Below are 12785 nucleotides of genomic sequence, written 5' to 3'. Positions count from 1 at the left end.
GCGGTAAGCGGTAAGCGGTAAGCGGTAAGCGGTAAGCGGTAAGCCAAAAATCTACTCAATTCAGATTTTATGTCAAGGCTTACCAAGCGCTCTGGTCGCTTAAAACTTACAGCTTATGACTTATAGCTTTAAATCAGTTCATCAAACAAATCAAATAACTTATCTAGCTCTTCGATGGTGTTGTAATGCATGCAACCAATGCGTACAACGCCGCCAGTATCCAATACACCCAATTGCTTGCATAAGCCCTGAGCGTAGAAGTTACCATCCCACACACATATATGTTGCTTACCTAAAAACTCAGACACCTGACGTGGCTCAAGCCCTGCAAAGGTTAAAGCAAAAGTTGGGGTACGTTCAGCTAAACGATCTAAATCATCAATACCAAATAGTTTGATCTTAGGATAGTTAACTAGTCGAGTAAGGAAGTACTCACTTAACGCCATTTCATGCTGTTTAGTTTTTGCAAAAGCAGAAGCTAATTTATCGCGGCGTGAATAGCTACCATCAAGCTCACTAATATCTGCAATGTAGTCAACAGCAGCAATTAAACCTGCGAGTGCTTCAAAGCTTTGCGTGCCGGTTTCCCAGCGCCCAGGAATAACATCTTTGGCAGGCTCGACTTTGTATGGTCGAAACTCTTCAAGGTGCTCACGCTTACCGTAGACCATACCTAAATGTGGGCCGAAAAACTTATACGCAGAGCAGGCCAAAAAATCACAATCAAGTGCTTGAACATCAATCAGCTCATGTGGCGCATAATGCACAGCATCCACATACACCAAAGCACCTACGCTATGAGCCATTTCAACAATGCGTTTAATGTCGTTTATAGAGCCGGTAGTGTTTGATGCATAAGTAACGGCTACTAATTTGGTTTTAGTACTCAGTAAGCTTGTAAAATGCGCTAAATCTAAGCTGCAATCAGCTTCGTTAATCAATACAGTATTAACCTTTGCGCCTTTATCTTCTGCAGCCTGCTGCCAAGAGGATACATTTGAGAAGTGATCTGCATTAGTCACGATAATCTCATCACCCGCTTGCCAATCACGAGAAATCGCACGGCTAAAGCTAAAAGTAAGGCTAGTCATATTCGCACCGAATACAATTTGATCGCGCGATGGGGAATTAAGTAAATCAGCAGCTGCTTGACGCGCATTGGCCATTAACTCAACGGTTTTATCGCTTGAAAAAAACGCGCCGCCTAAGTTAGAGTTGTAATAACCTAAGTAAGCTGACATTGCACTAAGCACTGATTGTGGTACTTGCGAACCACCCGGGCCATCTAAAAATATTGGCGATTTACCCGCAACTTGTTGCATAAGTGCCGGAAACTGACGACGAAGTTTAGTTAAATTCATTATCATTCCTTAAGCCGTTAGTACGAAACAATCTAGGTAACCGTCTTTACTTGCATCAATCTTATTCATCGGCGTGGCGTTGTGCCATACTTCACGGTCGTTGATTAATGCAAACATACCGTCTTTAATTTCCATTTTAAAACAAGGCTCAGCTTGCTTATTTTCATACACCAACAACTCACCACCTTCTAAGTTTTCGTGAGATACACCACAAATACAAACGTGATCAAAGCCATCTTGATGAATACCTTCTGGCGCAGGCGGCGTATCACTTTCAATAGCAAGCATACGAAATTGATGAATTTCAATATCACGCTGTTCGCTAATACCGGTAATGGCACGAAACTCATTGACGATACTTTTCATCCCTTCGCTTGCCAATAAACTCGGCTCTAAATTTTCGTAAGTGCGCTCAACATTACCTTGGAAAGTATTGATTGAATCATCTTGTACAAATGCTTTTGTGGCTTGTAAAACAAGTTCATCATTTTGCACTTTAATTACTGAATAGCGGCGTTTACGAAACGCACCGTCGGCATACGGGTTAGCCGGAAGATTAGCAAACGATGGCTTAACAGCCTCAATATGAGCTTGGTTTACAAAGCGAAGTTGTAATAGGTTCTGGTTGTTTAATGCTGTCATAAAATATCACCTAAAAAATAAGAGACTAACTCATAAATATTGAAGGGGATTTTAATGCAAGTAGAGAGGATTTTTTGCGTCTTTATTTAATAAAAGGAGTTTAAAAGTATAAAATTAAGATCCAAATGTGGGTTTTATTGAATTTTTAATTTAAAAATAAAAACGACCACGTGGCGTGGTCGTTTTATCAACTACAAAAAGTATTCAATAAACTTAAGGTGTTGTTTCTACAAACTCAACATTTACTTCGCACGACTCTGTGATTGGACCTACCTCATAATAGTCAGTTGAGTCCCAAGTACCATCACAGCCTGTTACGCTTACAACTTCATAACCACTATCAGTGGTATAAATTTATCCCGCGGCTTTCACCATCTGATTATAGAAAGTTAGATTCACTAACACTACCGTTGCCAGTAACGTTCACAGTAACACTGTAGTTTACTGAATACGAAATATTGTAATAACCTTGGTTATCACGTAAATCATCTAAATAACTAACAGTACCACTGCTTAGCGGATTATAATCAAAGTCCAACCTTGCTGATTTATCAGCAATAGCTTCTATTCCACTAATAGTCTCTAATGCATTCTGTCTAGAATAGACGTCTGTTAAATTGCTATTATTACTAAAATCTAGAGTCGTAATTGGAGAGTTATTCACCTGCAGCCAGTATAAAGACGTCATCTCACTTATATTTAGCTGTTCAAGCTGATAATTACCAAACAAATCCAGTGATAAAATTAGCTCAGGATTAGCAATTGACGATAAGTCACTAATACCTGATTGATATATTCCTAGTCTTGATAAATTAGTAAAAGACGAAAAATCAAAACTTGTATAATTAGCTCCACCTATCGTTAAACTTGATATGTGATAGACCTGTGACCATGGCACAAGTGATTGCTCAATACCTTCGATACTTAATGAAGTCAAGCTTTGTAAAGCTGAAAAATCTAGATTATTTATTGAGGTATACGAAATGCTAAGGCTTTCTAAATTAACGAGATTTGTTAGGTTAAGCACTGAAACCCCCATTTTACCAATATCAAGGCGAGTTAATTTCGTTAAATTGGTGACATCAAGCTCTGTTACCCCCGTTTGCCCCCATAAAAACGCATTTCTTAGCTCTGTTAAATGCCCAATATTGAGTTCAGTTAAGCTACCACTATTAATTGCTAAGTACTCTAACTGAGTGTTAAAGATTAGGTCTAGCTGATTTAACTCTATGCCTTGTAAGTCTAAATGCACTAATTGTGTTTGATTAGATAAATCAATCTGAGTCAATGGCATATCATGCAAAGTTAAATACTGCAGTGAGGTATATGCAGATAAGTCAATATCTGAAAGATTTTGTCCACTCAACTCTAGGCGAGTAATTAGACTAGAGTCGTAAAATTGAATAGATTCTATTTTTGTTTGCTGCTCAGAACCATAGTTATAACCATTAGAAAACTCTGTTAATTGCTCAAAAGCAGATAAATCAAGATGGGGACCCAAGTTTAAGTCTGAGAGTTCAAGAATCTGTAAATTAGGCAAGGCCTCTAGACCGGCTAAAGACGTAATCTCACCATAGTTGTTCCACAGGCAATTTAATTCAATCACACTCTCTAAGCTTGTTTCACCTGAATTATCAACACACATTGCAAGCGCAGGATCTGTAATATTCGCTTGGGTAGATAACGGAATAAGCTCTTTAAACGTTACATCAATTTGACAACTTTCTTTCACATAAGGGATTCTATAATCACTGCCATCTTCATAGCCGTCACAACCTGAAATACTATTAAGCTCATAACCTGAATTTGGCTCAATAGATGTCGACCAATTTGAGCCATGAGCAACATTACTATCATCTCCTACAGCTAATGAGCCATTACCATCACCATTAACTGTGATTGTATGCATAGGTAAATCAAACGATAAGTAAACTTTATCTTGCTCTAAGCAGCTATTACCTTTTAAGTACTTACAGAAAGTAACATTACGGCGGTTGTTATCAATTAATTCAATAACAGTATCTTGACCGTCGAGGGTTAACTCTAACTTTCCATCAACTAGCTCAACATATACAGGTTCAGTGTCGTCAATCTGGAAAATATAGTGTTGCTTATTTAGCACTTCATCATAGTAACCATAGGTAACAGCCCAGCGAGCAATACCATTACTATCATTTTGATAAAGGCTAAAAACTAAGTTATGTTCTTCGAAATGAGCGACATCTGTTGAAGGTGTGTAATCATGTATATATAAATGTGCTGTAGTGTCTCCACCATTTACGGCACCGCTAAGCGTCCGCTCTATAAAATAACGCTGACCATCAACAGCAACTAGGGTATATATAAACTCCCCATCAAGTGTGCATGTATCTAAAGAAACATCGCACCAATCAACTCTCTGATAGATGCCATCAACGTATTCAGAATATCGATCACGTTTTAAATGTCCACCTTCAAACCCTCCTTGAAAAGAGCTTGTGTCAAAAGTAAAGAAAACCTCTCCATCATCATAAACTTGTATTTCCCCCCAATGGGTGTCTAGGTCATGACCATCTCTAAACTGGTGACGACCAGCAAAGTTATCTGCACTAATTGGTTGTTCATTACGACGCACCATGATGCCTGAATCTGTATAATGCTCACCGTCAAAAATACCTTGAGTAACAAGCTGGTAACCAACATTTAAACCTTTAGTGATATAAAATGATTCAGTTCCGTTATCTTCAGGAAAGAAAAGCGCTATAGAGTTATCAACTATTTGCCAAGTGAAATTCTCTTCGGATAAGTCACTTATATTATGAGATACACCAGACCCATCAAGATTAAAATTTACTTTATTAACAGTCTTTTCCCCGACCAAGTCAACTGACCATTGTCCTGCGATATCATCGGTTGTAATAGCTAAACGTTGATCGAGTGATGTTTTACTCACTTCATAAGAAGTTGTGTATTCATCAACTAACACATCATCTTTATATTGTTCGATTACTCGATCTAACTCATACCAGTTAATTCCTTTCTCTGGTAATGGTTTTAATCTCAGGCTTGTAGCAATATCTTTAAAATTAACTTCAAGTGGAAAACCCTCTGGGTATTCTATATTTTGATATTCATTAAGAATAAACGCTTGCTGTGGGGTGATTTCAATCACACCTTGCTTATCCTCTTGCCAAGTAATATCAACTTTACCGTTGTAGGTTAAATAGCCGGTATTATCTTCATTAAGATCTACAGTATAAGCACTTGCATAATACAGATCTTGATTACCAATAATGAAGCTACCAACTGTTTGCTGTTGCTCTTTAAAGGTTGCTGTAATTTCACAATCAGTGTTACTTGCAAATGCAATGTAGTGATTACCTTCAATATAGCCATCGCAGCCTTCAATTACGTCTAAAACGAAACCGTCGTCAGGAATGATTTCAAACCCAACTTTTTGATACAAAAATGACGCTTGTGATGCGGGTGAAATTTCACCATTGCCACTTGAGTTAGCGCTAAGGGTAACTTTAGGGCGCTTTGGTAAGTAAGTAATTTGTGACGCAGCATTACACGTGCCACCATCTTGATAATGGCAAACTACAATGCTGCCGGTATCTGATGAAACAAGCTCAAGATGCCACGTTTCACCATTTCGGTCATAACTTAATACACCGTCATTAAAGGTTGCGCCGGTGTAAGTCTGCCCCTCTAATTCAACAACGTATATTACGTTACCGTTTTCGTCATATTCAGTATAAATTCTATCTGTTTGGCCATCTGCTGAATAAAACTCTGTGTAATTCTCTAATAGCTCTTCGGTGAATGCGCTGTAGGTTAAGTCTTTGCTGTATTCATAAACTAATATTGCACCGCTTTGAGACCTAATCTCACCATTTGGTAAATAGTAATTTAGAGTGCGCTTAATGTAATACAGGTTACCAACAATACTGATGAACTCATGAATCATTTCACTTTCAAGGTAGCAACTTGCACCAAAGCCTTCACATGACGTAACAATTTCATTGTTATAAATAAAACGCTTACGTGTAAACTGACCATCATTTAAATGCCCCTGCCAATCAGTGATGCCTAGGCCGATCATCATTGTGCCATCGCTAAAAATATTTAAATCATACGATTGAGATGTGCCGATAAAGCCATGCCAACGACCAATTAAATCATCATTCGTAGTCGATACCGCTTGTTTTTTGATTAATAGCCCCGTTAGGGTGTCACTCGGCTTATCAAAGCTCGTATCAAGACCAACTAATTGATAGCCGCCACTTAATGCTTTTGTAAACCAAAGCTCTAGCTGCCCTGTTTCGCCGCCGTCATCATAGTTAACAATTAAGCTATGGCTGTTTAGCTGCCAAGTAAACGCTTCGCTACTATCAACAACGCCTGTACCGTCAGCATAAAATTGCAGGGTTTCAGGTAGGTTGGGATCGTAGCTAGTATAAAAATCATTATCTTGTACATGAAGTGCCCACTCACCTACCAGCTGTTCAGCTAATAATGAAATGGTTTTATTTTTATATATTAGATTCGTCGTATATGTTTCATCATCTTCAGTCGTCATTGTAACTGAACCGCTGTTGCTATTAACAACCGTTCGCTCTGTTGAACGCGTCACTTCGATGGTTCTAAACACATCGTTTTCAGCCAATACAGTAAAGCTGAATCCAGTTAAAACTACAGACTCTGAACTTTCTGCATCTGAATTTTGATAAATCGTAACTTTTTCAGCAAAGTCTAATGTATAAACGCCTGCATTTTCAGCCCAAGAGATCGCACTACTGGTATTAGAGCTAAACTGCCCGCTTCCATCAGCCCTTAAGCTAAGGTGGAATGCTGTATTGGTATGATAACGAGGTGAGTTAATAATATAATTACCCTCGAGCGTACCTGTTGCGCCGGTTACGAGAGCATCATCTTCTTTAATTTCTTTTTTGGTTTTTTCGATGATTTCAGGATCTTTCTCTATCACTTCTTCTTCAAACTGCTTCGCGACTTGTTCATTCGCAACAAGCTCCAGCGTGCTATTAATACCTTCAGGTAATTGATAATCTGGATTATCAACAACAATCTTAATAAGTGTTGCTAGCTGAATCTTCTCATCCGCATCAACATTTAACAGTGCGCTATTAAGCTCTTCTTCACTCGCAGGCTCTGTACCATCACGTGTTAAAAGTGCAAATTCAGCAGTGGTAACATTAGTGATATTGACACTAAAATTATCATTACTATCAAGCGTATTATCCTCGCCCGCTTGTGCTAAAAGCTTTTCAACTGAACTTAGCTGCGATACAAACTCAACACCTGGGTTTAAGGCATCTAGTCCTTTCGCTTTTACTCTTACCAACTTTTTAGTTGATGACTCATCGATATTTAAAACCGCTGTATAACGACCACTATCATTTGCTTGAACCTGGAACGATTCACCACCAACAACAATTTCAAGTTCAGCATTTGCAATTGGCTCATCAGTAACAAGCCCTGTTATGGTTACATTGGATACTTTACGCTTGATGAGCACCGCTTGAGAGGATGATGCTGAAGCACCATCATTATCAGTAACCGTTACAGTAAAATTAACCGTAATGTCTTCACTGATATCGGGGGAAGTAAAGCTCACTTCAGCACTGGAAAGACCATCACTGATAAAGTCAAAGCTCGCATCGTGGCTCCAACTATATGACGAAATTTCACCATCAGTATCATTTGCTGTCGCTTTAAGAGTGAATGTTTCTTGTTCTATTTGTTCATCTGCAGCCGTTAGTGTAACTATTGGGCCTTGGTTAACTGGGTCAACAGGTTTTGGCGTTGTACTACCGCTATCATCACCTCCGCCTCCACAGCCAGTTAAAAATAGCGCACTGGCTAGTAAGCCTATGCGTAGCTTTATTTCAAAAAAACCCATTTTATTCCCCTTTTAAATGGATGCTATTGAGGGAGCTGTGTTTAAATCATTTCCCTTTAATAATTTAAAAAAGCCTTAGCTTAATGTGGCTTTAAAATTTTGTTTTCGGTTCTTATAACTTTTTATATTTATACTTTAAGAATTACACCTCAGAAGCCTCAAGCTCGAATCATCATTCTCAAGTTATTAAATCTCCCAATCCCCTGATTCTCATAGGCTAATTATTCTTTCGTACACTAAAGATATTGATGCTGCGTAATTTGATGTGGTAAATGAAATTGAAATTAGCTAAGGAGTTTACGATGGTGCCTTTCATTGCTGATTGATTATTTTAATAGCATGAAGGAAGTTATCGCCTTTTCCATGGCAACTAATAACATATGTTAATTTTTTATTGGTAAGATTCTAGACTAAGAAAACTTTTCGTCAAGTGAAAATGAACAAAGGCTTAACAAAAACCCACATATTGTGGGTTTTTTTGCAACAAGTAGACTTTTAAACAGCTTGTTGAATAATCACGTTGTCTGCTTTTTTAGTGTAAGCAGGCATGCGATGGAAGTTCAAGTAACGGTATGTATCTGATGCTGTTGCATTGATCTTCGCAGCATATTCTTGATACTCAGCAGATGTTGGTAACCTACCTAAAATTGCAGCGATTGCAGCAAGTTCAGATGAAGCTAAAAATACGTTTGCGCCATTACCTAAACGGTTCGGGAAATTACGTGTAGAGGTAGACACAACTGTTGCTTGATCTGCAACACGTGCTTGGTTACCCATACATAGTGAACAACCTGGAGTTTCGATACGTGCGCCAACACGACCAAAAATACCGTAATAACCTTCTTCTGTAAGTTGGTCTTTATCCATCTTAGTTGGTGGAGCAACCCAAAGCTGAGTCGGTAATTGACCTTTAAAGCCATCAAGCAACTTACCAGCAGCACGGAAGTGACCAATGTTAGTCATACAAGAGCCGATGAATACTTCATCAATTTTCTCGCCTGCAACATCAGAAAGAAGACGCGCATCATCTGGATCATTTGGTGCACAAAGAACTGGCTCTTTAATTTCGGCTAAATCGATATCAACTATATGAGCGTACTCAGCGTCTTTATCAGCTTCCATAAGTTCTGGGTTAGCTAACCACTCTTGCATTGCTGTAACACGACGTTCAATCGTACGTACATCACCGTAACCTTCAGAGATCATCCACTTCAGCATCACAATGTTTGATTCTAGGTATTCAGAAATAGATTCTTTAGATAACTTAACAGTACAACCTGCCGCCGAACGCTCTGCAGATGCATCAGATAATTCAAATGCTTGCTCAACAGTTAGGTGCTCAACGCCTTCAATTTCTAGTACACGACCAGAGAATTCGTTAATTTTTCCTTTTTTCTCAACGGTTAATAAGCCTTGCTTAATACCGTAGTAAGGGATTGCATGTACTAGGTCACGTAATGTGATACCAGGCTGCATTTCGCCTTTAAAACGGACTAAAATTGATTCAGGCATATCAAGTGGCATTACACCAGTTGCTGCTGCGAATGCTACTGCACCCGACCCAGCTGGGAATGAAATACCTAATGGGAAACGTGTATGTGAATCACCACCAGTACCGACGGTATCTGGTAATAACATGCGGTTTAACCATGAGTGGATAATACCGTCACCTGGGCGAAGTGAAACACCGCCACGGTTCATGATGAAATCAGGAAGCGTATGGTGAGTATTTACATCAATAGGTTTAGGGTAAGCTGATGTATGACAGAAAGACTGCATTGTTAAATCTGCAGAGAAACCTAAACAGGCTAAATCTTTAAGTTCATCACGCGTCATAGGACCGGTTGTATCTTGCGAACCAACAGTTGTCATTTTAGGCTCACAGTATTGACCTGGGCGAATACCAGCAACATTACATGCTTTACCAACCATTTTTTGCGCTAGTGTGAAGCCTTTATCAGAAACTTCTGTTGCTGTTGGTACTTTAAATACATCTGTTGCACCCAAGCCAAGAGATGTACGCGCTTTGTCAGTTAAACCACGACCAATGATTAGTGGGATACGACCACCAGCACGAACTTCATCTAAAATTACCTCAGATTTAAGTTCAAAAGTAGAAATAATTTCATCAGTACCGTGACGCTTAACAACACCTTCGTAAGGGAAGATATCGATTTGCTCACCCATGTTAAGTTCATCAACATTTAATTCGATTGGTAATGCGCCTGAATCTTCCATTGTGTTGAAGAAGATTGGCGCAATTTTATTACCTAAACATACACCGCCAACACGCTTGTTTGGTACAAACGGGATATCATCGCCCATAAACCAAAGTACAGAGTTAGTTGCTGACTTACGAGAAGAGCCAGTACCAACAACATCACCTACGTAGGCAAGTGGTAAGCCTTTCGTTTTTAGTTCTTCAAGTTGTGTAATTGGACCAACTTCACCAGCTTTATCAGGTGTAATACCGTCACGTTCAATTTTTAGCATTGCTAAAGCATGCAATGGAATATCAGGACGTGACCAGGCGTCTGGCGCTGGTGATAAATCATCAGTATTTGTTTCGCCTGTTACTTTGAATACCGTAACTGAGATTTTTTCAGCAACCGCAGGTTTATTGGTAAACCATTCTGCAGCAGCCCAAGATTCAATAATTTGCTTAGCGTATTCATTACCCGCTTTTGCTTTTTCTTCAACGTCATAAAATGCATCAAACATTAATAACGTATTTGCAAGACCTTTAACAACGATTGGCGCAAGCGCTTCTTCGTCAAGTAGCTCAATCATGGGGGCGATGTTGTAACCGCCAAGCATTGTGCCTAATAGTTCAGCTGCTTTTTCTTTTGAAATTAGTGGTGAAGTTGCCTCACCTTTAGCAACTGCGGCTAAAAAGCCAGCTTTGATGTAAGCTGCGTCATCCACACCTGGCGGCACGCGATTTACTAATAAGTCTAAAATAAACTCTTCTTCACCTGCAGGTGGTGTTTTAACTAGCTCGATAAGATCAGCCGTTTGCTGAGCATCCAATGGCGCTGGTACGATACCTAACGCGGCACGTTCTTCTACGTGTTTACGATAATCTTCTAGCACAATATTGCCCTCTTGGTGACGTGAAAGTATTCAGTAATACACATTCTCGCGAAAAATTACTCAATACTTATAGTATTCTGACGATTAATTATAAAGCTTTTAAATATAGATGAAAATCCGTGCAATCAAGCAAAATTCTATACTCATTATAAATACTGTGAATAACCAATTAGGAAAAAACCATTCACATGAATGTTAATTAACTGCGAATCATTGCTATTTTTTAGGCATAAAAAAACCCAGCATCTTGCTGGGTTTTTAATAAATCAAATGCTATTAACGCTTAACTTTCACGCGCTCAATTGACTTAAGGTGTGCTTCTACACGACGGTTTTCCGCGTGTGCAGCAGGTGTGTTGTCTGTATTTTTAAGACGCTCTTCGCCTAGACCAACAGTAGTAATACGATCTTCAGCAATGCCATCAGCAATTAGCTTAGCAGCAACTGCATCAGCACGCTTTTTCGATAACCACTTGTTATACTCAGCTTTACCAACAGCTGAAGAATGACCTTCAAGTAATACTGTTGTGTCTGTATGCTCTTTTAAGAAGCTAGCAACTTGGTCAATACCGCTGTCATATTTACCAGCAACTTTTGAGGCGTTGTTAGGGAATGTTACTAACAAGCTTTTAGTTACTTCACGGTCTTCATATAAAGTACAACCTGTACCATCAACAGCATCTGTCATTGGTGTGTTTGCACATTGGTCATCTGCATCAGGGATGTTATCACCATCGCTATCTACCGGGGCAACTGCTACAGGTACTACTGTAGCTGGAGCTGGAGCAGCTTTAACTGGCTCAGCAGCTGAACTTTGCTTGCCAAATAAATAGCTAAGACCAAGTTTAGCACCTACATCTGTGTAACCACGGTCAAGACCTTGATAAATAGATGTTTCAGCATTAAATGCGAAATTATCAGTGAAATAATGTTGGTAACCAGCACCTAGATTAGCAAAAGTTAGGTTTTCTGTAATATCGATTTTCTTAAGACCGAAAATACCATAGAAAGGACCGCCGTTGATGTGATAAAGACCATCAATACCTAAACGGTCGCCGTCCATGCTTGTTGCGTTCATGGCAGGATTTGCATTTGAAATGTCAAAATCCATATCAGCATATTCTAGACGTGCACTCCAGTAATCGTTAAAACGATAACCAATTTCTGCACCCCAACCAGTTGAATCATCAACGTTGGTACCTGCGCTTCCACGGACATTTTCCCATGAAGCATCGTAATAATCGCCAAAAGCACCGATAAAGAAACCTTCTTTTTCAGCAGCGAAACTTGAAGCGCTAGTTGCAGCTAGTGCTAAAGCAATAGTAAGTGATTTTAATTTCATTGTTTCCTTCCCATTTTCACAATTAAAATTGTAGCTAAGAGACCCTAGCTCAATAAGTTTAACCATAGAGTACCGTATCTTTAGTTAATCATTACTTAACGAAAATATTTAAATGCATATTTTGCAATTTAACTATTTATTAAAATAAAGCGCCCTACATTATAGTTCAGATAAAAAACTTTACCTAACTTGCACATCTATCGATTGTCAGCATTGTAGTTGCTATCACTGCAATTTCAGCCACAACGTTTCTAATATCTTTGGCTTTAATAATTTAAATGCTTAAGCTAATGAGTGCATTATATTGGTTAATTTTAAATCAACAAGTAGTTAAGCATATTTATTTCTTATAATTATTAATAAATAACAGCTTTTAACTAAAGATCTGGATGTATAAGTCACATCAATTCATTAATCGTCGCTCAATTTACGAACAATACGCCTAA

At 38.8% G+C, this 12785-nt stretch carries 5 protein-coding genes; all 5 read right to left on the bottom strand.

Annotated features, from left to right (window positions below; translation table 11 throughout):
* Positions 1 to 128: 128 nt before the first annotated feature.
* The 5 genes from H5186_RS10040 to H5186_RS10020 all read right to left on the bottom strand — a co-directional run bounded on the left by H5186_RS10040 (position 129) and on the right by H5186_RS10020 (position 12339).
* A complete protein-coding gene (locus H5186_RS10040) occupies positions 129 to 1361 on the bottom strand; it encodes a cysteine desulfurase-like protein (RefSeq protein ID WP_182768016.1) in 1233 nt (410 codons plus the stop codon).
* A gap of 9 nt (positions 1362 to 1370) precedes the next feature.
* Positions 1371 to 2003 (bottom strand): 2OG-Fe dioxygenase family protein, encoded by a 633-nt coding sequence (locus H5186_RS10035; protein ID WP_182794428.1) that lies wholly within the window; start codon positions 2001 to 2003, stop codon positions 1371 to 1373.
* A gap of 379 nt (positions 2004 to 2382) precedes the next feature.
* Positions 2383 to 7905 carry a leucine-rich repeat domain-containing protein gene (locus H5186_RS10030; protein ID WP_182794427.1) on the bottom strand — a complete coding sequence of 1841 codons (5523 nt, stop codon included), beginning with the start codon at positions 7903 to 7905 and terminating at the stop codon, positions 2383 to 2385.
* Positions 7906 to 8400: 495 nt separating this feature from the next.
* Complete coding sequence (gene acnB, locus H5186_RS10025; RefSeq protein WP_149980473.1) at positions 8401 to 10998, bottom strand: bifunctional aconitate hydratase 2/2-methylisocitrate dehydratase; 2598 nt, start codon at positions 10996 to 10998, stop codon at positions 8401 to 8403.
* A 276-nt stretch (positions 10999 to 11274) separates the two neighbouring features.
* Positions 11275 to 12339, bottom strand: coding sequence for an OmpA family protein (locus tag H5186_RS10020; protein ID WP_149980472.1), 1065 nt, complete (start codon positions 12337 to 12339; stop codon positions 11275 to 11277).
* Between the last annotated feature and the right edge of the window lie 446 nt (positions 12340 to 12785).

It is taken from the genome of Pseudoalteromonas sp. SG41-2, from assembly GCF_014164535.1.
Lineage (GTDB): Bacteria > Pseudomonadota > Gammaproteobacteria > Enterobacterales > Alteromonadaceae > Pseudoalteromonas > Pseudoalteromonas rhizosphaerae.
This window is presented reverse-complemented; position numbering and strand designations above follow the sequence as displayed.